Source organism: Marinobacter sp. Hex_13 (genome assembly GCF_001566815.1).
GTDB lineage: Bacteria > Pseudomonadota > Gammaproteobacteria > Pseudomonadales > Oleiphilaceae > Marinobacter > Marinobacter salarius.
Genome location: NZ_LSMM01000078.1, coordinates 57,536 through 79,302, shown reverse-complemented (window position 1 = coordinate 79,302; position 21,767 = coordinate 57,536). Strand labels below are relative to the sequence as shown.

Annotated in this window: 18 protein-coding genes; 5 read left to right on the top strand and 13 right to left on the bottom strand. The window is 59.4% G+C overall.

Annotated features, from left to right (window positions below):
- Positions 1–36: 36 nt before the first annotated feature.
- From AXW11_RS18660 to AXW11_RS18650, 3 genes are all read right to left on the bottom strand, one after another.
- Positions 37–513 carry an acyl-CoA thioesterase gene (locus AXW11_RS18660; protein WP_036203084.1) on the bottom strand — a complete coding sequence of 159 codons (477 nt, stop codon included), beginning with the start codon at positions 511–513 and terminating at the stop codon, positions 37–39.
- Positions 506–1,597: an SMP-30/gluconolactonase/LRE family protein gene (locus AXW11_RS18655; RefSeq protein ID WP_075195015.1), complete on the bottom strand. Its 1,092-nt coding sequence runs from the start codon at positions 1,595–1,597 to the stop codon at positions 506–508. Before AXW11_RS18655 ends, AXW11_RS18660 begins: the two co-directional genes overlap by 8 nt.
- 91 nt (positions 1,598–1,688) lie before the next feature.
- Entirely contained in the window at positions 1,689–2,480 is a 792-nt protein-coding gene (locus tag AXW11_RS18650; protein WP_041336437.1) for an alpha/beta fold hydrolase, read from the bottom strand.
- 433 nt (positions 2,481–2,913) lie between these two features.
- On the opposite strand from AXW11_RS18650, the gene AXW11_RS18645 reads away from it, so the two are divergent.
- The 3 genes from AXW11_RS18645 (at position 2,914) to AXW11_RS18635 (ending at position 6,194) form a co-directional block, all read left to right on the top strand.
- Entirely contained in the window at positions 2,914–3,978 is a 1,065-nt protein-coding gene (locus tag AXW11_RS18645; RefSeq protein ID WP_091642229.1) for an AraC family transcriptional regulator, read from the top strand.
- Positions 3,975–5,411 carry a cardiolipin synthase gene (cls, locus tag AXW11_RS18640; RefSeq protein ID WP_091642225.1) on the top strand — a complete coding sequence of 479 codons (1,437 nt, stop codon included), beginning with the start codon at positions 3,975–3,977 and terminating at the stop codon, positions 5,409–5,411. The genes AXW11_RS18645 and cls overlap by 4 nt, the downstream gene beginning before the upstream one ends.
- 108 nt (positions 5,412–5,519) lie before the next feature.
- Complete coding sequence (locus AXW11_RS18635) at positions 5,520–6,194, top strand: GntR family transcriptional regulator (RefSeq protein WP_036203076.1); 675 nt, start codon at positions 5,520–5,522, stop codon at positions 6,192–6,194.
- 12 nt (positions 6,195–6,206) lie between these two features.
- Here the strand turns inward: AXW11_RS18635 and AXW11_RS18630 are convergent, their stop codons facing one another.
- Together AXW11_RS18630 and AXW11_RS18625 are read right to left on the bottom strand one after the other, a co-directional pair.
- Positions 6,207–8,411, bottom strand: a complete 2,205-nt coding sequence (locus AXW11_RS18630; RefSeq protein WP_091642222.1) for a patatin-like phospholipase family protein — start codon at positions 8,409–8,411, stop codon at positions 6,207–6,209.
- Between the two features lie 12 nt (positions 8,412–8,423).
- On the bottom strand, positions 8,424–9,035 hold the full coding sequence (locus AXW11_RS18625) for a hypothetical protein (protein ID WP_091642313.1): 612 nt from the start codon (positions 9,033–9,035) through the stop codon (positions 8,424–8,426).
- 219 nt (positions 9,036–9,254) lie between these two features.
- Here AXW11_RS18625 and AXW11_RS18620 point away from each other — a divergent pair, with 219 nt between their 5' ends.
- Positions 9,255–9,617: a hypothetical protein gene (locus AXW11_RS18620; RefSeq protein WP_036203070.1), complete on the top strand. Its 363-nt coding sequence runs from the start codon at positions 9,255–9,257 to the stop codon at positions 9,615–9,617.
- Positions 9,618–9,627: 10 nt separating this feature from the next.
- On the opposite strand, the gene AXW11_RS18615 is transcribed toward AXW11_RS18620, so the two are convergent.
- Entirely contained in the window at positions 9,628–12,456 is a 2,829-nt protein-coding gene (locus AXW11_RS18615; RefSeq protein WP_091642220.1) for a transporter substrate-binding domain-containing protein, read from the bottom strand.
- A gap of 141 nt (positions 12,457–12,597) precedes the next feature.
- Here AXW11_RS18615 and AXW11_RS18610 point away from each other — a divergent pair, with 141 nt between their 5' ends.
- Complete coding sequence (locus AXW11_RS18610) at positions 12,598–12,831, top strand: DUF2789 domain-containing protein (protein WP_036203064.1); 234 nt, start codon at positions 12,598–12,600, stop codon at positions 12,829–12,831.
- Position 12,832: 1 nt separating this feature from the next.
- On the opposite strand, the gene AXW11_RS18605 is transcribed toward AXW11_RS18610, so the two are convergent.
- From AXW11_RS18605 to AXW11_RS18575, 7 genes are all read right to left on the bottom strand, one after another.
- Positions 12,833–14,509, bottom strand: a complete 1,677-nt coding sequence (locus tag AXW11_RS18605) for a GGDEF domain-containing protein (protein ID WP_041332620.1) — start codon at positions 14,507–14,509, stop codon at positions 12,833–12,835.
- A 48-nt stretch (positions 14,510–14,557) separates the two neighbouring features.
- On the bottom strand, positions 14,558–15,511 hold the full coding sequence (gene xerC, locus AXW11_RS18600) for a tyrosine recombinase XerC (protein ID WP_075195010.1): 954 nt from the start codon (positions 15,509–15,511) through the stop codon (positions 14,558–14,560).
- Positions 15,512–15,513: 2 nt separating this feature from the next.
- Entirely contained in the window at positions 15,514–16,260 is a 747-nt protein-coding gene (locus AXW11_RS18595) for a DUF484 family protein (RefSeq protein ID WP_036203058.1), read from the bottom strand.
- A 16-nt stretch (positions 16,261–16,276) separates the two neighbouring features.
- Entirely contained in the window at positions 16,277–17,242 is a 966-nt protein-coding gene (gene dapF, locus AXW11_RS18590; RefSeq protein ID WP_052479657.1) for a diaminopimelate epimerase, read from the bottom strand.
- Positions 17,243–17,256: 14 nt separating this feature from the next.
- A complete protein-coding gene (gene lysA, locus AXW11_RS18585; RefSeq protein ID WP_036203055.1) occupies positions 17,257–18,507 on the bottom strand; it encodes a diaminopimelate decarboxylase in 1,251 nt (416 codons plus the stop codon).
- Between the two features lie 38 nt (positions 18,508–18,545).
- Complete coding sequence (gene lptM / locus AXW11_RS18580; RefSeq protein WP_041332617.1) at positions 18,546–18,725, bottom strand: LPS translocon maturation chaperone LptM; 180 nt, start codon at positions 18,723–18,725, stop codon at positions 18,546–18,548.
- Between the two features lie 87 nt (positions 18,726–18,812).
- Positions 18,813–21,683 (bottom strand): class I adenylate cyclase, encoded by a 2,871-nt coding sequence (locus tag AXW11_RS18575; RefSeq protein ID WP_075195008.1) that lies wholly within the window; start codon positions 21,681–21,683, stop codon positions 18,813–18,815.
- Positions 21,684–21,767 lie beyond the last annotated feature (84 nt).

Sequence of the window (21,767 nt, the reverse complement as noted above, 5' to 3'; positions counted from 1 at the left end):
CAGGGACAGGATCATTTGTTCAGACTAGCAGAATCCTCAAGGTGTGGTATCAAAGCCGCGACCACCGGGCACCATCGCTCCACCGAGGATGTCGGCGTATTCCGCAGGCATCCGCGAGGGCCTCTGGCTCTTCATGTTGACACAGGCATGGGTGGATACCGCGCGCACCAGGGTCTTGCCATCGGATTCACGCACCAGTTGGAATTGCCGCGCCGAGCGAAAGCGCCCATCGAACCCAGTCAGCCAGGTGCCCAGCACCAGCCGGTCGCCGGCATTGGCGGACGCCAGGTAATCGATTTCAGTACGGGTAATGGCCATGGCTTTGCCGGTTTTTTCATGCAGCTCCCAGGTCATGCCGAGGCTGTCGATGTGCTGCCAGCTGATATCTTCAAGCCAGCGCACGTACACCACGTTATTGGCGTGCCCGAGCCTGTCAGTGTCCGCGTCCCGGACGTCGATGGTCATGGTGAATGGTTCGGGAAGATCCCAGTTCACCGGATCAAACTCACTCATTGTCGCTGTCTCCCAACCCCGGAATAGCCGACAAGGCTAGCCGGCCGATGCGGTCGTTGTGAAGTGAACCAAAGTAGAGGTGACCGTCATGGGGGTTGACCGACGTGATCTCCCGCAGATGGGTACCCTTGGTGTCGTGAAGACTGGTAATCACGCTGCCGTCCGCGTCCATGGCCACTACCAGCCCGTATTCCTGGGGCTTCGGCTTGAAGTAATCTGGCAGTTTGGCCAGCAGGTCTTTCAGCCATGGCTGCCGATGCAGGGCATCCACCTGGGCATTCCGGAGCGTGGGAAACGCAACCCAGTAGCGGCCCTCGTGGTCGACCGCCAGGTTGTCGGGGAACCCGGGCAGGTTGTCGGCAAACACTTCCGCCTGTCCGGGATAGCGGCCACCGATCCAGTACTTGAGGATTCGATACTTCCAGGTTTCATTCACCAACAGGTACTCGCCGTCCGGCGACACCGCCACACCATTGGCAAAATGCAGGTTGCTGAGCAACACCTCGGTTTTACCGGTGGCCGGATCATAACGAAGCAGGCGACCGTGAGGGCGCATCTCAAGCAAATCCAGCTGATACTCAGGCTGACGGAATCGCGAACTGGCATCCGTAAAGTAGATGCGGCCGTCCGGGGCAATATCCACATCGTCGGTGAAACGGAATGGCAAGCCTTCTGCCTCTCGGGTCAGTACGGTGACGGTCTTGTCCGGCGCTATGGAGAGAAGCCCCTTCCAGGCATCCGCCACGATGAGATTGCCGTGGCGATCAAACACCATCCCCAACGGCCGGCCTCCGGTTTCCAGCCACTTCTCCGTCTGGCCATCCGGTTTGACCCGGACGATCCAGCCATCCTGCGTGCCAGTGTAGAGAATACCGTCGTCATCCACCGTGGTGTCTTCAGGGCCGTACACCTCTCCCCTGGCCAGCAGGTCTGCCAGTCTCAGGCGTTCGTTGGGCGCCAGCTTACCGGTCAGTGGCTGCGGCGAAGGGGCGTTCCAGGCCTGGCTGTTAATGGGAGATGGCGACAACAGGAAGCCACCCAGCACCAAAAAACCAATCAGCAATGCGCCCAGAAGCCACTTCATAGAGGATGCCTGTTCCTGTCAGATACGATTCCGTAACCTTATCAGACACCCGCCAGCGGCTAAACTGGCAGGTACCCGTCGCTACCAGGCACTAATCCGTGAGGAAACGACGACACAGTGCCGCAAAGCTGTCGGGTTTCTCTGCGTGCAACCAATGCCCTGTGCCGTTGATGATTCGCAAATCCGCTGCGGGAAAGCGCTGACGGATGTCGTCGCGGTGTTTCTCCTGGATATAGGCCGAATCGGCCCCCTTGATAAACAATACCGGACCTTCAAACGGCCCGCTCCCCTCCGGTGCCTGCGCAAGGCGGGGATAACATTGCTCTATCACCGGCAGGTTCAGCCGCCAGCGGTACGGTCCGGGATGCTGGCCTTGTTCTTCATCCCCCACCCGCACCAGGTTCTTCAGCAGGAACTGCCTGACACCAAGCTCCTCTACATGGTCTGCCAGCACCCTGTCGGCATCCTGTCGCGTGCGGATAGAGCCCAGATCCACTGAGGTCAGCCCCTCCAGCACCACATCATGACGGGGTTTATAGGTCACCGGTGAGATATCCGCCACGATAATTCGCTCAACCCGGCCCGGAGCTTTCAATGCCACCTGCATCGCGGTCTTTCCGCCCATGGAGTGACCCAGAATAGACGCCTTTTCCAGCCCCTGAGCGTCCATGTACGCCAACACGTCGTCGGCCATAGCCGGGTAATCCATGGTGTCGGTATGGGGGGAAGCGCCGTGATTGCGCTGATCCAGAGCATGAATCTGCCACTGGTCCTGCAGGCGACGGGTGATACCTCCCAGATTTTCCAGCGAGCCAAACAGGCCATGGAGAAGGATCAATGGCGGGCCTTCGCCGGTAATGCGGTAATTGAGTTCAACACTCATGGTCATGACCTCCTAGAGTCGCCGGACAGGTTCGTGTGAGAACGGGCTGCTATCGTTAAACCGACTACATTACCATCGAATGTTATTGGAACAAGGGCAAGCCGCAGGCTTACCCGACAACCGGCCAGATATTTCAGGCAAAAAAAAGCCGGGGTCTCCCCCGGCTCAGGTCATAAACGTTTGCTGAAACTGATTAGCAGTAGTACATGCTGTTCAGGTACTCAGCCAAAGCGGCAATGTTGGAGCGCTCCAGCTCGTTATGGGGCACAAAAATTTCCAGTTCCATGAAAACACCTCCAATCCAGATGTGCGAGTGAGAATCCTCGATGACTTAATGCTATCGTTGTTAGGACAATAAACCGTTGACAGGCTGTCCCACAGGTTTGACATTTTGTATCAGTACCGATGAATTCCTGTTAACCCTCAATCATAGGTGACCGTGAACTCACCCCAGGCAAAAGCCACCACATCGCCACTGGTTGCAGCCTCGAGCACGCTGGCCCTGGTTCATTACCTGGACCGCCAGGGCGTGCTGGACATCCCCACCGTTGAGCGGATCGCCGGGTTCAACAAAAACGAGCTGGCAGACCCGGACCTGCGCATTCCGGCCGAGCGCCATTACCGCCTGTGGGAACACGCTGAAAAGGTCACCGGAGACCCTGCCGTTGGCCTCCATGCCGGCCAGGTGGTCGATCCTGACCGAATGGGCCTGGTCGGGCACGTGTTTTTCAATTGCGACACTCTCGGCGAGGCCGTTACCCAGTATGTTCGCCTGCACCGGTTGATTAACGAATCGGTGATCCTGAGTTTTGAACAAACCGGCGAGCAGGCCATCCTGACCTGGCAGGCGGACACCCCCGGGCACTACTGTCGCCAGGATATGGACCGGACGCTGGCGGCGGCTCTATGCCGCACCCGGCATTTCATCCACCCTTCCATCGTTGCCGAGTGGGCCGAGATCGCCCACCGGAAACCAGGCTATGCCGATGAATACCAGCGATTACTGGGTGGCCCGGTGTTTTTTGGCTGTAGTGCAACTCGCCTGGCCTTCAGTAGCCACCACCTGAGCCATCCGATTCCCCATCGCAACCCCTACGTTTATTCCGCCGTGCTGAAGCAGGTCAACGCAGTGCTGGCCCGGCTGCAAAGCAGGCGCACCTTCGGCCGCAAGATCCGGCGGCTGATTTCACGCCAGATGTCCACCGATCGCATCGACGCCGACACACTGGCGAAACAGTGCCATATGAGCCGGCAAACCCTGTATCGACGGTTAAAGAAAGAAGGGCTTGGATTTCACGAGCTGGTGGAGGAAGTCCGCAAGGACAAAGCCTTGCGCTACGTGGCGTCGGACCACTACGCATTGGGCGAAATCGCTTTCCTGCTGGGTTTTTCCGAGCTCAGCGCCTTCAGCCGCGCGTTCAAGCGCTGGACCGGGATGGCACCGGCCCAGTACCGCGCCCGCCACCTGAACATCGACAATGGAGACGCGCCGGAATGAGTATCGCTGACGTGCCCTGGCTGCCCCTCGCACTGGCCCTGATCTACCTGGCCGCGGCTGCCTGCATCTATCGGATACTGATGACCTACCGCGTGGCACAGGGAGCCATCGCCTGGATTCTGGCACTGATCGGCCTGCCCTATGTCGCCGTTCCCATGTTCCTGTTGTTCGGACGCAACCGGTTCGGCGGCTATATCAGGGCCAGACGCACCGGCGACGCCGCGCTGACGGAACTGCTCAACCATTTCGAACAGCAGACGGCAGCGGTCAGCAAACGCGACGACGAACATGTTCCGGACGAACTCCAGGTCCTCTGCAAGCTGGGCCGGCAGCCGTTTACCACCGGGAATCGATGCGACCTCCTCAAGAATGGAGAAGCCACCTTTGAGGCGCTGTTCGATGCCATGGAAAACGCCCGACACTACATTCTCCTGGAGTTCTACATTGTTCGCTCCGACAAGGTCGGCCAACGCATCAAGTCGATCCTGAAACGCAAGCTGGCCCAGGGCGTTCAGGTCTGGTTCCTCTATGACGACATTGGCAGTGTCTGGCTACCGCGGAAGTACCTCCGGGAACTGGCCGCCGCCGGTGCAAAGGTTGCCTCGTTCGGAGACGGCAATTTTCGTCGCATGCGCCTGCAGGTCAACTTCCGCAATCATCGGAAACTGCTGGTCTGTGATGGTGAGGTCGGATTTGTCGGAGGCATCAACCTCGGCGACGAGTATCTGGGCACTGCCATGGACGAGGAGCCCTGGCGTGACAGCCACTGCCGCATCACCGGCCCGGCGGTGACCGGGCTGCAACTGGCCTGGCTCGAGGACTGGAACTGGGCCAGTGAGGACTTCCCGACGCTCAACTGGACGCCTTCCCAACCGACGCCTGGCGATCAGGAAGTCCTGATTCTGCCCACCGGCCCGGCGGATACCTACGAAACCTGCACGCTGTTTTTCCTCAATTGCATCAACAATGCCCGTACGCGGATCTGGATCGCCTCACCGTATTTCGTGCCCGACGTTCAGATCATGAACGCCCTGCAACTGGCGGCCCTGCGGGGTGTGGACGTGCGAATCATTATCCCCGAGAAATCTGACAGCCGGCTGATCCGACTGGCTGCGTACTCATACCTGGTACAGGCATGCCGCGCCGGCATCGGCATCTATCGCTATCAGCCGGGCTTCATGCATCAGAAAGTCGTATTGGTGGATGACCGCTACGCGGCCATCGGCACCGCCAACCTGGACAACCGCTCGATGCGACTGAACTTCGAGATAACCGCCATCAGTACCGCCGTTGAGTTTGTGAGCGGCATTGAACATCTGCTGGAACAGGATCTCGCCACCAGTCGACTGATGACGGAACGGGATTACCGGGACCGTTCTGTGGCCTTCCGGTTGACGTGCCGCACCATACGGTTGCTTGGCCCCCTGCTCTGAAACCGTCCACCAGGGCCTGGCCCGTTTTGGTGTGCCCATTTTCCATACGCAAAGAATGTGAGAGTATTCCAGAACCATTGAGCCAGCATGCTGTAACGAAGCAGGACCATGACCACATTCAAGCCTCGCGAAACCCTGACCGAACAGGTCGCCCGTCACATCGAAAACCTCATCGCTTTCGGTCAGCTTCGCTCCGGCGAACGCATCTACGAAAGCGCCATGGCAAAGCAAATGGACGTAAGCCACGGGTCGATCCGCGAAGGCTTGCTGCTGCTTGAAAAACGCCATCTGGTACAGAACGTGCCCCGCAAGGGCGCATTCGTTACGCCGCTGGACGACTATTTTGTACGCAGCCTGTACGAAGTGCTGCAACTGTACCTGACCCATACCGGTCGCAAGCTGGTGCGGCAGTGGCAGGCAGCCGACATGGACAAACTCGAATCCCTCTACCAGCGTATGAAAGGCTGCCATGACAATAACGACCTGCTGGCGTTTCTGGAGCTAGGCATAGAGTACACTCAGGCCTCACTGGCCTATGCCGACAACTATTTCATCATTTCCGCCATTGAGGATCTGTGGCCATCGGCAAAACGTTGCGCCTTTGTGGCGTTCCAGCGTGGTGGCAACCGGGTGCTGGAAGACAACCTGGCCCATGTGCGGGAATCGATCGGTGCGATCAAGGAACGGGACGAGGAACGTCTTGCGGCCATTCTGGCCGGGTACGCGGAACAACAGTGTCAGCAGGTGCTTGACGCTATTCACAGCGCATCGGCTACGGCTTGAGCAACGGGCGGCTCATTCAAACAGCCGGGTAAACGAAAAGCCGACGTTGAGGTAGGCACTCCAGTCATCCCGGTTGTTGTAGGCCGTGGCAATCTGCACCGGTCCCAGGAAGGTTTCAACGCCGGCAAACAGGCTCCCAGAGCGCAACAGGTTGTTCCAGCGGGCCTCCCCCAGCGAGGACCAGGCGTTACCAGTCTCGAACCCGGCTCCGGCAAACCAGGGCACAAACGGCCCGCCAAATTCCTGCCGGACAAAGACGCCTGCCAGAGCCGCATCCTCTCCCGCCACTTCGCCCTGGCTGTATGCCGATAGCCGGTGAAAGCCGCCCAGCAGTACTGAATTCTCGATGCCGGCAACGCCCTTGGTGACCGCGTTGGCATACAACAGGCCGGTGATACTCGCCCGTCTCCAGCTTGCGGTGCCCAGGGCCATGACGGTGACCGATTCAAAATGACGGTCGGACCCAAGGCCCGGGCGCTCGAACCGGCCACGAATGCCGGCGAACCCGCCGGACTCCGGCAGGAAGGTATCGTCGAGGGAGTCGTGAACAAGCTGGAGCCGGAGACTGCCACTCTGGATGGAGCCGGAGGGCGCCATCGGTTCGCCGATCTGCTCGTCGACGGTGGCGTAGCCCCGCACATACTCAAGACGCACCTCTCCGTTTACACCCAGTTCGGTACCCAGGGCCAGATCCACCTGGCGATTGGTGATATCCACTTCGGTTATGCGCTCGCCTTCGCCATCGAACGCACTCAGGCTTTCACGGGAATAGGCACCGCCCAGCGTGAGGAATCTTTCGAAACCATAGTCCAGTGGCTGGAACCATTCGGTTCGAACCCGGGGCTGGGTGCCCAACTGAAGCCCGGTCGTCCACTCACCGCCCAGGGCATTCAGCCCCGTCATCCGCAACGACGTGGCGACATTAAACCGAGTATCGTTCTCGAAATTGTCTTCGTAGTTCAGGCCAAAGGACAGGTAGTTCGGCCCCCAGCTTTTCTCGCGAACCCGGATAACCAGATCCGTACCCGGTCCGTCGGTCGGCACCAGCGAATAGGAAACGGTTTCATAGTAACCGAGGCCGTAGATACGCTTGAGATCCTCCTCCAGTGCATCCACATCCAGAGGCTCACCCGTCTGCTGGCGTATGCGCTCACGAAGGAAATCCCCCGCCAGGCGAGAACGGTCGTCAATGCGAATATCGGTGATAACGCCCGGGTTGAACGAGTGCGCCTTCAGGCGACCGCGAAATCGATCCCACTCATCATCACTGACGCTCAGATGACGAAGTTCCCCTGCGTGACCACGAGCACTGCTGGCGCCCAGCTCAAACAGCGCCGGAGCCTCATAGAAATCTGCTGAGGACAAACCCTGCAGATCCGGTCGCATCAGGATGTCCTGATCATCCAGCAACTTGAGCTGCCGCTCGGTGTTTTGCCGCGTCATCATGGTGGTCAACTGACCAACCACAGAGAACGCCTCGCGTATGTCCTCCCGCTCCAACAGGGGATCGGTGATGTCCACGGCAATGACAATGTCGGCCCCAAGCTCATGGGCCACGCTGACCGGCAGGTTATTGGCCACACCTCCATCCACCAGCAAACGCCCATTCAGTGTGACCGGCGCATAGACGCCGGGAATACTCATGCTGGCGCGGATCGCTTCCGACAGGTTGCCACTGCCGATCACCACTTCCTCGCCGGTTTCCAGGTCCGTGGCGACGGCCCTGAACGGGATGGCCAGTTCATCAAAATCTTCAACCAGGGCTGCATCACGGGTGAGCTCATTGAGGATAAAACCGAGGTTCTGACCGGCGATGATACCGCCCCCCAAATGCAGACCGTCCATGCGCACACCGATGCCGGGCGAGACCGGGTAGCGCCAGTCCTGACGCTTGCGCCTGACAGGCTTGTAGGCACGGCCCGGGTCGTCACGAAAACTGGACACCCAGTCCATCTCGATAAAGCGCTCTTCAATCTCCTGGACCTCCATACCAGAGGCATAGAGTGCCCCAACCGCGGAGCCGGCACTGGTGCCCACCACAATGTCCACGGGCACCTTCAATTCTTCCAGCACTCGCAGCACACCCACATGGGCCATACCCTTGGCCCCTCCGCCGCTTAGCACCAGGCCCACTTTCGGCCGCCCTACGTCGGCCATAAGGGGCATAGCTGCGAGCACGGCAAGCAGGAGGGCGGTCAATCTGGCTGTTAACATCATCCCGTCCGACTGTCAGGCATCGTCTGTGGGATCCTCGTCCGCCAGGGACAGGTGAGAGACATCAGGTACAGCCGGTGGTGGAACCTCACGCTTCACGCCCAGGTCACTGCCCGGAGGCGCCAGTGTCCAGTCGTCCAAATGCTGGAACATGGGAGCGGGAGCCTCCCGGTGTTCCTCAAGCGTGACGCCAACGGGGTCAAGTGTCAGCCCGGACCCGGAAAGAATGCTGTCGACTTTATCGCCCGCCACTGGCAAGCGGTCGCCCGGCTCCACGGCAACGGCGCTCCCGGACCCGGCATCAGTACCCGCTGCCCCTGCTGGGGGTGTTGCAGGGGCAGGTTTTGGCTCAGCCTGTGGTTGAGCGGCGGGCGCCGCGCGCTCGGCTGCAGAGGCAACGGCGCCCTCCATGGGCTGCACATAAGCCACCATGCCGTGCTTTTGCAGCACCGCGCGGTACTTTTCCGCCTGGACTTCCTCCAGTTTGTTGCGGATAACGACTGGCTGACCGCTGAACATACGCTCAATCTGGTCCACCGTTGCCTTGAACAGGGTTCTGGCATTACTGCGGGCGGTTGCCGGGTCGGTTCCCGGTGTGCATTCACCTTTGAAGACGAGTTGGAACATCATCCTGCCTCTATGCGCTTCTGTTTTTATCCATAGTAGTTGATCCTGGCAGGCTGCGGAAATCCACACCCAGCCGATGGATTCTCTGAACATTGCAAACAATTGAAAAATTCGTGCAAAAAATACGCAAACCTGTTCGCACTCTGCGATAATCATCAGTAACTAAACGTTACATATGTTTACATTGATCGACGAACCGATTCCAAAGGAGCGGCTCTCATGGCCATCAAACGCATCACCGGCGCTCTCAGCCTGTTACTGGCACTGGCCTCGCAACCGGTCATGGCAGGCAACCTGGACGTGTTGCTAAGTGGAATCTTCCCCGATAAACAAGCTACTTACATTGGCTATGAAAGCATTGAGCGTGAAGACATTCCCGCCACATCGGCCGTCGAGCGTAAATACCTGATCGTCGATTTCAGATTCGAATCCGAGCCCCCTCAGGAACAGCTTCAGGCCAACGTACACCGGGTCTGCATGGCTCTGCTGAAAGATCGCGAGCTGATTCGCTCGCTGTCCGACTCGGGCTACGACATGGTCGCTGTCGCCTTTGACCGCAAGTCGCAGTTCGACTGCCTCTGACACTGTCCAGTCACTGATCCCGTCCTAGAAGGCGCGGAAAGGATTCGAGAGCACTGTTCACGGAATCCAGGTTAAACGCCTCCACGTCCGCCAGCAGTTTCTCTCCATATCGGGTAACCGAGGGCGAACGGAACCGCTTACCCCATTCCAGCACCCGGTTGGCAAAATCCTTCATCTGTTCCGGATCGCCGCTTTCACGTACCGTCTCCCACTCGTCGCCAAAATCCCGTGCAAGTTGCTCCTGCAACCATCCACGCTCCTGCATGCTGAGCGTCTGTGCCAGCAGTCGTTCCGACTCCTGGGGCGTACCATCTTCTTCGGCCTGGGCACCGGTTGCCTCAACCCGAGGAAGCTTGACCGTAAAGGTGGAGCCCGAGCCAGGCTCACTCTCAACCTGCAGTTCACCGCCCATCATGCGCACCAGCTTGCGGCTGATGGCCAGGCCCAGCCCCGTGCCCCCATAACGCCGCGTGTTCTGCCCTTCCTGCTGTTCAAAGGCGTCGAAGATCTGCTCCTGCTGGCCGGGAGGAATGCCGATGCCGGTATCGGACACCGTCACAACCAACCGGTAAAAGCAGCGACGATCTGCCTCACTGGCCACCTCTTCGACCGGCTGCTTCTCCGATGACTTCCGCGGTGTAGCCGTGGCGCGGACCGTCACACCACCTTCATGGGTAAACTTGATGGCATTGCCAACAAGATTGAAAAGCACCTGCCGCAGTCGTGTTTCATCCAGCATCATCGCCGCCGGCATCTTGGAGTCAACGCTGACTTCCAGCGAGATACCCTGCTCGGTGGCGCGCAGGTCGAATATGTGGCGTACATCACTGAGCAGCCGCCGCACCGACACCGCCGAATACTCCAGCCGCATCTTTCCTGCTTCGATGCGGGACAGGTCCAGGATGTCGTTGATCAGCATCAACAGGCTGCGGCTGCCCGCGCGAATGGCATCCAGGTAATTCCGCTGCTGGGGATCCTTGACGGTATTACTGAGCAAGTCGCTGTAGCCAATCACCGCGTTCATCGGCGTGCGGATCTCATGGGACATATTGGCGAGGAATTCGCTTTTCGTCAGGCTAGCCGCCTCAGCTTCCCGCGCCAGGCGTTCCGCCTCCAGCTTGGCCGCCCGAAGTTCGTCTTCGCTGCGGCGTAGTGCGTTTTCAGATCGGATTCGCTCGTCCACCTCCCGTGACAGTTTGCGGTTCCAGTACAGGAAGATCAGCACCACCACTAAGGCGATAAGCACGATCCGGCGCACCACGGTGTAGTCCGTTTCCTGCTCGATATCCAGGTGGATCCAGCGATTGTAGATCGACTCGGTCTCGGCCGCGTCCAGACTGCCCAACGCTTTATTGAGGATACGCTGCAGTTCGGGCCGCTCCTTGCTGACGGCAAACCTCAGCTCATACTGGTAAGGCGTAATGCTCGTTATCCGAAGGTTGGACAACCCCAGGCGGGCAACGGTATAGCTGACTGCCGGAATATGAGTCACCATGACGTCGAGGTCGCCGTTGGACAGGGCCAGCAGCCCCTCCTCGATGGATGTCATCGGATACAGATCGAGATTGGGGTGGTTGATCAATAGGTAGTCATGCCCCGCCTGGCGGTTAACCACACCCACCTTTTCGTCTCTCAGCTCCCTCAATTCGCCGATAAAGCGACCGTCGTCACGGATGGCAAGGGCAATGGGAACGGTCAAATAGGCACGGCTGAACAGGAAAGATTCCTCGACCCTTGGGGTTCGGGACATTGCGGGCAGTATATCCACCTCCCCCGAACGCAAAGCGTTTTCCTCATCGGCGCTGTTGTCCATCACCTGACGGCTGAAGCGAATGTTCAGTTGTTCTTCCAGGCGTTTGACCAGATCCGGCACGAGCCCGGCAGACTGACCATTCTGGGTATACTCGAACGGCGGCCAATCCGGCCGGAAGGCCACTCGAAGATTCGGGTTTTGATTGAGAAATGCCCTCTCGTCAACCGACAGGGAAATGGCGGAGGGATCCAGTTCCGGCAACTCGGTCTGCAACCACGACTGGCGGATCGACCGGTGCTCACCGTGGTCAATCGCCAGAACTGCCTGGTTGAGCACCCGATACAACTGGTCGCGCTCCTGGTCATTCTCCTGGTGACTCTCCGCTGCCATTTCCAGCACCACGTCGACCGATTGCTGGTTCAGCAGCGTGGCCACCCCAACCCCATTGACCATGGCAGACTGCAGATAGTCCGACACCACCGGAACCGGGCCCAGAAACGCATCCGCCTGTCCTGACAACACCCTGCCAACGGCTTCGCTGATACTGGAAACCGGCACGGGTGAAAAGCTATCGACAGGGTCAAGCAATGCGAACTGGTTGGGATCGTTGGTGATCAGGGCAATGTTCGCGTCCTCAAGGTCCGAGAGCGTGCGAATGCCTGCATCATCGGCACCAACGAATATGCCATAGGTCAAACTCATCAGCGGCGAGGAAAGCACTACATTGGAAGGAGGGGAACGATGGGCCAGATGGGTACTCAACCGGGCATCCAGGGTCCCATCCTGCAACCATTCACCGAGTTGTTCTTCCGGAGCCGACACCGGCTCAATAGGCACACCAAGCTTCTCTGACAGCCGATTGAGGTAATCAATGAAGATGCCCGCCAGCTCCCCCTCGCCGGTATCAAACACCAGCGGCACCTGACCACTTCGCACCCCGACCCGGAACGATTCTCTCTCCGCCAGCCAGCGCAGATCCTCGCTACCCAGCACCGGCGCCGGAGAGGGTTGCGGCGGCTCAGCAGCGGGCACGCCGGGCACCAGAATAGCGGTCAGCAACAGCACAAAATGAAAAACGGACCTCACTGGATATCCTCACCGGTTCGGCTACAGTTCAGGGAACCATACTCGTAAATTCTTCCGATTGCATTCAGCGGGTTACCCGATCTACTCTGATCGTGCCCACAGCGTTTTAAAGCACCGGCTACCTTGGGGAGAACCATAACCATGGATACCAGCAAACACGATTTCAGCACGCTTTTTGAACAACTCGGTATGCCATCCGACAGCGTCAGCATTGAGAGTTTTATCGCCCAGCACTCGCCACTGCCCCCGGAAATTGCGTTGCAGGATGCCCCTTTCTGGTCGGAAAGCCAGTCACATTTCCTCGAAGAGGGCCTCGAGGACGACTCTGACTGGGCGGAAATTATCGATGAGCTCGATGCCCTGATGCGGCACTGAGTCAGACATCACGTCCTGCAATAAGCACCTGGTCGCGGCCGGAGTCCTTGGCGAGGTACAGAGCCTTGTCGGCCCGGTCGAACACATCGTCCTCGTCATCGTCCCCATCAAATTCCGCCAGCCCTGCCGAAAACGTCACCGACACCGGTTCTCCCCGGAAATGGAACGGCAGCTCCGCGATATGCCCGCGCATGCTATCCAATACCGACCGGGCGTTGTCCACATTGGTTTCCGGCAACAGGATCACGAACTCTTCCCCGCCAAAACGGGCGATGAAGTCGGTTGCCCTCAGCCGCTCACGGAGGGCACGGGCAACCAGTTGCAACACGCGATCACCCGCCTTGTGGCCATAGGAATCGTTCACACGCTTGAAAAAATCAATATCAAGCACACAGACCGACAGTGAATGACGATAACGCTGCCAGCGCTGGTACTCGAACGACAGTCGCTCCTGCCAGGCTTCCCGGTTGGGTAATTGGGTCAGGACATCGGTAAGGGCTTTTTCACGTTCCTCCCGGAGTTTTTCCCGGACCTGTTCCGACTGGGCCTCCATCGTCACCAGTTTTTCCTGCATGAGCTCCAGTTGCAGCGACAGGTTACGCTCGCGCTCGGACTCCTGCTCCCGAAACCGCTCGACGGCCCCACTGATCGTCTCGAGGTGCTGGCTCACTGAGTCTTTCAGCCCGTCGAAGTCAACACTGCTTTCCACTTGCTGGCCGAACGACCATAGCTCCTGGCGGATATCGCGATCCAATTCCTGCGAGGCATCCAGTCGCCCGGCCTGGGCATTCGCCTGCTCGGTAAAACACTGGCGCAACGCGTCCAGCCGTTCATCGAGACGCCGAAGGAAGGCCTCAAACTCCCTTTGCCCCCGGGTAACCGCGGCGATTACCAGTTCCGCCACGCTGCTCAGCCCCTCCCGCAGCTCATCCCAGTTATCGCTGCTCAACAGCGATTCCTGTAGCCGTCGGGCTCTTGCCTCCGACGCAGCCTCCAGTGTCACCTGATCCAGCATATGCCCCAGCAGTTCACCAACCCGCCGTGCAATCTTCAGGCGTTCGCTGTCTTCTGTGCCAGGCATCGCCAGTTCAACGGCAGGCGAAGCCAGCGTGTTCTCGGCGGCTTCCGCCAACATCGGCTGGTCGGACGGCTCCTGGCTTCCCCGGCCACCAAACAGCCGGCCAAACCGACTTCGTTTGCGATCCTGCCCGTCACCGCTGCCCAGCCCAGTTTCCAACACCAATGCCAGATCGACCAACCATCCGGTCGCATCGAGCTGAAGGGTTTCCGGTTTCCGGAGTCGCTTCTCCAGGTCTCGAATACGGTCCTTGCCGGATTTGAACATAGGATGGGAGCGCAGTTCCGACAGCAACTGCTCGAATGTGGTTCTCAGCCGGTCCGTGGATTCAGATTTGCGGTCGTCCAGGGCCGCCACCTGACGGTCAATTCTCTCCTGCAAATCCCGCCAGCTGTCTGCGTTGAGAGGGGGCTTTCGTAACTCGTCACGAACCCGTTCCAGCAAACGGTCCAGCTCCGCAGTCTGCCCTTCGGACGCCAGACTGGTACGCACCAGCATACGCTGAAGCAGGTTTCTTTCAGCTTCCCAATGCGATTCACGCTGTTCTGAAGATTCAAGTGCCTGGAGGTACTTATCCTTCCAGGATGGGTCCGATGACATTTAGCGCTCCTGGCCCTTTTACTGGACGCCTGTTCCGTGACTGATGCCTCAACGATGCTCCGTTTCCTGCCTGTTACCGCGACGGCGAGCCCTGGGATGGCTCTGATCGTAGACCTTTGCCAGATGCTGGAAATCCAGATGAGTATAGACCTGGGTCGTCGCGATGTCCGCATGGCCCAGCAACTCCTGCACCGCTCGCAGGTCACCACTGGACTCCAGCATATGGCTGGCGAAGGAATGCCGAAGCAGGTGGGGATGCAGTCTTTGGTCCGCCCCTTTCGACATTCCCCACCGGCTGAGGCGGGACTGGATACTGCGAGTACTGAGCCGATCACCTCGCCGGCTCACATACAGGGCATTCTCTCCGTCTGGCGCCATCGCTCCGCGCACGTCAAGCCACCGAGCCAGTGCCTCCAACGCCCTTCGCCCAACCGGCAGGAGGCGTTCCTTGCGCCCCTTACCCAGCACCCGGACCTCCCCACCTCGGGCGTCTACGGATTGGAGATCCAGCCCCGCCAGTTCCGACAACCGCAGCCCTGAGGAATACATCAGCTCGAACATGCTCAGGTCGCGAATTTCCAGCGGATCATCGGGCGTTGCGTCCAGCAGGTGATTGAGCTGGTCCACATCCGCCACCTTCGGTAGACGCCTACCGGACTTCGGAGCCCGGATGTCCAACGCCGGATTGTCGACAGCCAGGTGTTCCCGTAACAGGTATTCGTAGAACCGGCGGATGGCAGACAGGTGACGGGCAATACTCCGACCGCCCAAACCTTCACGGCTGAGCTGGGCAACGTATCGTCGCAAGTCGTGGCTGGTGACCGACCGCCAGGCCGGTGACGGTAGATGCTCAACCCACACAGCAAAGCGGTTCAGGTCATCGCGATAACTGCCGCAGGTGCGTGGTGAGTGTCGCTTCTCCGACGCCAGATAACGCAGGAACGCGGCCACAGGCTCTGCCAGTGTGGCAGCCGGGCCGGTTTCCTCGTCAGCCAGCGACATGGTCAGCGGGACTCCGCGACCACATCGGTGACAGGCAACGTGGCGGCATGCCTTTGCAGGATAGGCGGCAACAGACGGCTCAGGGTGTCGCTGATGTAGGTCAGGAAGAGTGATCCCATACTCTGGTCGAAGTACCCGGGTTCGCAACTACCCACGGCAAACACCCCGACCAATTCGTTGTTACGCAGTGGCACTAACGCCACGGAGGCAATGGGTTCCTCCCGGTCCGGGAACAGGAAACTGCGCTCGCTCTCACGGAACTGGCCACAAACGGCGCGATCCCCTTCCAGCAAGCCACCCAGGCGCGCTTTCGCCTCATCCGGCGACACCACGTGTAGGGCGCCTTGCGCCGCTGCCGGCAACTCGCTGTCGGTGAAGAGAATCACCGAGGCCGCGTCCAGACCGAAATCACCACGGATACTGTCATCAATCGCGGCGGCCATATCATTCAGGTTGCGGGCCTCGATCACCTGCATCAGCAGGCGCTTGCTCTTTTCGAACAGACGGTCGTTGTGGCGTGCAATGGACACCAGCTCTACCAACTCGCGACGCAAGGTGTCGCGCTGTTCGCGAAACAGGTGCACCTGGCGCTCTACCAGCGAGATCGCCCGGCCGCTGTCGTGGGGCAGGGTCAGGCTGCGCAGGAGCTCGTCCTGATCAATAAAGAAATCGGGGTTATTCCGCAGATAATCTGCGACGGCTTCCCGGGTGAGCCCTTCGGCCTTCTTGTGGGCCGTTTGTTCTGTCATGCTGCTCTCCTGATGGTCAGGGCCTTGATGTGGCCGGCTGGCGATGGCGATTGTTCTGTCGGTTGGTACCTGATTTTGCATCGCTGTGCCGCGTGCTCTTACGTCGTTTCGGGGGCTGGTCTGCCGGCAGGCGAAGCTGACCCTCGAAAACGCTGGCCGTCGGGCCTTCCATCATAACAGGGGCCCCCTCACCCTGCCATTCGATGACCAGGCGCCCGCCTTTCAGCTCGACGTCCACCCGGCTGTCCAGCAGCCCTCGCAGGCAGCCGGCGACCACCGCCGCACAGGCGCCACTGCCGCAGGCCATGGTTTCGCCGGAACCACGCTCGAACACCCTCAGGCGAACGCGGGTCCGGTCAATAATCTGCAGGAACCCGATGTTGGCCCGCGCCGGGAACCGCGGATGGCTCTCAAGCCTGGGGCCAAACTCGCCTACCGGGGCGGTATCCACGTCATCCACCAATAGCACCCCATGGGGATTGCCCATGGAGACGGCACTGAGTTCCACGGTATCACCGCCGAGTTCCACCGTGTACACGTCCTTGCGGCGGTCGGCAGCGAACGGGATGGCCGGAGGATTGAGTTCAGGAACCCCCATATCGACGGTGACCATGCCTGCACGTCCGACTCTCAATTCGATAACGCCCTTGGCGGTCTGAACCCGGATCACCTTCTTGTTGGTCAGGCGCTGGTCGCGGACAAAGCGGGCAAAACAGCGGGCCCCGTTGCCGCACTGCTCGACTTCCGAGCCATCGCTGTTGAATATCCGGTAGCGGAAGTCCACATCGGGAAGCCCCGGGGGTTCAACCACCAGCAGCTGATCAAAGCCAATGCCGAAATTCCGGTCGGCCAGTTCGCGGATCATCTCCGGGCGCAGGCGAAAGGGCTGGCTGATGGCGTCCACCACCATGAAGTCGTTCCCAAGACCGTGCATCTTGGTGAAGTTAAGCATTGGGCCCTGATTGCGCCGGGACTGACTCATCTCCGCCTCTCCACTCATTCCGGCAAACAGCTTTCTGGGCCAAGCTGTTCTTCCAGGGTTTCCCGCCGACGCACAATGTGCACCTGTTCACCATCAACCATCAGTTCCGGTGGACGGTTACGGGTGTTGTAGTTGGAGCTCATCACAAAACCATAGGCCCCGGCGGACCGAACCGCCAGCAAATCGCCCGCCTGGAGTCTCAGCTTGCGATCCTTGCCGAGGAAATCACCGGTCTCACACACCGGCCCAACCAGGTCCCACGCTTTCTCGTCACCGTCGTTGCGGGGCGTTACCGGGACAATGGATTGCCACGCGCTGTAGAGCGCGGGACGAATCAGGTCGTTCATTGCCGCATCTATGATGGCGAAGTTGCGATGTTCAGTGCACTTGAGGAATTCCACCCGCGTCAGCAAGATGCCGGCGTTGGCGGCAATGGACCGCCCCGGCTCCATGATCAGCTCCAGCGACCGATCGCCCAGGCGTTCCGCCAGCGCGGTCACATAATCCGACGGTTGCGGCGGCTGCTCCTGATCGTAGGTGACCCCCAGGCCACCGCCCATGTCCAGATGCCGGATATTAATATTCTTTTGCGCCAGGGCATCGATCAGTTCCAACACACGGTCCAGCGCATCGAGGAAAGGTGACACCGACGTGAGCTGCGAGCCGATGTGACAATCCACACCTTGTATGTCCAGGTTTGGCATGGCAGCGGCACGCTCATAGACGGCCGGAGCTTCCGCAATGTCGATGCCGAACTTGTTCTCTTTCAGCCCCGTGGAAATATAGGGGTGGGTACCGGCGTCCACGTCCGGATTCACACGCAGGGAAACCGGCGCCCTGACACCGAGCTCACCCGCCACTTCGTTCAGGCGATCCAGTTCGGTGTCGGACTCCACATTGAAACAGCGAACACCGGCCTCGAGGGCGCGGCGCATTTCCCAGCGCTGTTTGCCGACCCCGGAAAAGACGGTTTTCGCAGGATCCCCGCCAGCACGGATCACCCGCTCCAGTTCTCCGGCAGACACAATATCAAAACCGGCGCCGAGCCTTGCCAACACGTTCAGCACGGCGATATTACTGTTGGCCTTGACGGCGTAGCACACCAGGTGTGGCCGACCGGCAAGCGCATCATCATAGGCGCGGTAATGGCGCTCGAGGGTGGCGCGGGAATAGACATAGGCTGGCGTACCAAAACGCCGGGCAATGTCCTCAACCGCCACGTTCTCAGCGAACAATTCACCGCTGCGGTAATTGAAGTGATCCATGGATTTCCTGAGCCTGTTATCGGGGCAGCCTGCCGAACCTAGTGGTCTTCAGCCGGTTCGCTGCTGTCGTGTTCGCTGGATTTCTGACTGGGTGCGGCCTGCTCGGTTGCGGCATCGTCACTGGCAGGTGCCTGACGATACAACGGCCCCTTCTGGCCACACCCAACCAGAAACACGACCATCACCAGCAGGAACGTAAGTGTCTGTCCTGGCTTCATGGGTAGCTGCCCCCGTTGTCTGTATGCACGCAGTATACCTGAGTGAGGCCGCGCCCGGCGAGATGCTACCACCCACGATTCCGGATACTACAGATGCCGGTTCAGCAAATCTTCCAACTCGGTACGGTAGTAGAGATACTGGATGGTCTGGATATGCTGCTGGTATATCTGTGGATCCAGGTCATGGGGTAGGTGAACATCCGTCAGGTAGACCGGGTAGCGCTCGTCACTTTGGCGGAGCGAACGAATATAGTGGGCCACCGCGGGTATCAGCTGGTCTCCATACTCCTGGACGGTAAATTCCTGGTCGCCACAGAAAATATCGAAACGCACCTGAGAGTCACCCTCCTGAATACCGATGGCCTGTACATCCAGCCCGGGCAGGCGCACGTTGCTGTCGGCGTCCGGCCGCCTCTCCGCACGCCACTGACTGTCGCGAAGCACCATCTCATAGCACTGGACACCTGCAACATCGGTCACGGCGTCCAGTTGTCGCAACTGCCGGCGTTCAATCAGGTTCTCCAGGAATCGCAGCAAGGGCACCAGCAGGAAGCGACGATTGGTGTAACCCTGCTGCCAGCAGAACACCGATCCCAGTTCATCCACGACCCACACCTTCGCGGTCTCTCCTGTGACCCGGTAGAACACCTGAATGTTATCCGGCTCGCTGGCATGGCACACGGCGCGTAATGGCAGGTCATCCAGCAAGGCGTATTGGTCAAACACCACTGGCACGTAGGATTCCTGCGGTTTGGACAGATACGCCATCAGTGCTTCGTTGCTGTCCAGGGCCACGAATCCGGGCTCAGCGCCACTGAATTGAAGCAGGAAGTATCGCCGATCCATCTCGATGACGTAACGCAGGGGATGAGGGCCAACACCGCCGGCGAAGAAATAACGCATCACGTCCATGAACAGCTCGCGTACGCGCCGGGCTATGGCGGCTCCGTGGCCTGTGCTGTGGCTATGAACCATGATATCCGGCAACCGGTCCGGAGCGTTGGCGACTGATGCCAGCACGTTTTTGAGGCACTGCACCAGCGTGTCTCCGGCAGCGTAGTGCTGCAAACTCACCTCGTGCCAGCTATTGAAGGTGACCTGGTCAATGGTATTCACCAGGTTTTCCCGTCCACCGCTGAAGCCCAGTGAATCGTGACGGGCGCTAAGCTTGTGCAAGCCCCGCTCGGTCAGATAGGCCTGAGGGTCGACCCCGACATTGACAAACAGCAGGTTGCGCAGCGGGTGCACACCCCGGGAAAGCGCCTCCCGGCCAGCCGGCTCCACCGGGAATGGCAGGAACGCACCAAGTGCATCCAGCATTTCCCGCAGTTCTGCCACCGAGGCAATGCTGCTGCCGGCTCGCACATTCAACCGTGTGGCCCGGGTCAGCAAGCCGTTGTAATAGCCCCACACCAACAGTTCACTGAGATTGCCCGAACGGCGTATGACCGGTTGCCAGAGCGCATCTGACGGGTCCTCAAGATCACGGTATAGCAACCAGCCGTCGTGACCAGCCGAACCACCCTGTTCCGACTGGTGATGGAACGCAAGATTCTCTTCTGCCAGGGAGGGGGCTAGCCCGGGGTTGATCTGCTCTACCTTCCCGGCCTTACGCTGAAACGCCGCATACAACTTACGCCCCAGCAGGTTCATGTCATTGCTGGTGATGGCCGCACGGGTGCCATGATCCCGAGCCAGCCGAGACAACAGCCGGTAGCTGTGGGTCAACTCGGCCACCACGGCCCGCCGAAGGGTGACCACGTCCTCTGCGCGCCAGCGGATCCGGTTGTCCAGGTTTTTCAACTCAGCAGCCGACCAGCCCCAGGAGTCCACCAGGGCCTGCAACAGCCTGGCTCTCCAGCCTGAGAGGGTCTGTGCCGAACGGGTAAGCGGCAGGCCTGCCTTGAGATAAAGGCTCTGACGCACCAGGACCAGGCGTTGGGGGGCATCTTCTTCAAGCAGCCACTGCTCAAGGCGTTCGTAAAGCAGTACGTAGGGATCGAGCCGGTCAGGGTTGGTTTCACCGGAATACACCGCCGCCTTGAAGACCCGGGACAGCAGTGGTTTCTCATCGCTCTCTTGGCCCTCATTACTACGGGCATAACACTCGATCAGCAGCAGCTTGAGGATCGACTTCCAGGGCATGTCGATGCCTTTGTACAACTGCCAGACTCCAGCCCCCAGAAACTCTTCCTGCGGTATCGAGAACACGGGGCCGAAATCAATGTACTCATCACCCCGGATAAAACGGCAGTCAATCAGCTGCCGGGCGCACTCGTCATAGCGTCGCTCATCCTCCACGGGGACCAGCCACCACAATGGATAACGGCCGCCAAGATGAATGCTCGTGCGGTAGAATTCGTCCAGCAGCAAATAATGCTGTGAACTGCCGCAGTTTTCCCCGGTCACTTCCGCTCGCTGCCTTCCGGCACGCCAGTCAGCGGCGGAAAACACAAACACATGAAGCTCAACCCCCAGGCTTTCGGCCCAGATGGACAGACTTTGAGCCTTACGTTCCAGGCAACGCACGCCCCGCTCCGAGAGATCCGGGCGATGACACAGCCAGATATCCAGATCACTGGCCACCGAATGGCCCAGGGTCCCGGGGCTGCCCATCAGGAAGAGGGCTTCCAGGTCTGGTTTTCTGCGCCCCTCGTCCTTGAGTGAAAAGGTTCTTGCCAGGCGCCGGGCAGCGTTCAGCGTGGACTCAGGGGGCCGATAGTGGCTCAGTCCGTAAGGGCAGTCGCTGTCGAGATAGCCGGGCAAAGCCGGGTGATTAAGATGGAACACCAGTGGCAACACTTCCAGAACAGCCTGTTGCCGATAGGTCAGGGCCGAATGGGCACGATCCCAGCGCTCCCGGTTGACAGCCATGAACCGGTCCCGCAGCCGGCGCAGCGTTTTTCGGTCTATACCCTCATCAAAGTCCAGGGCAATAGGAGCGGTTTGGATGGTCAAGGCGACTCCGCGGGAGAGGTTCTTTCCGATACCATTATCAGTATGATGACCGAATCGTGGCAAAATCGGCAAAAAAATAAAAGC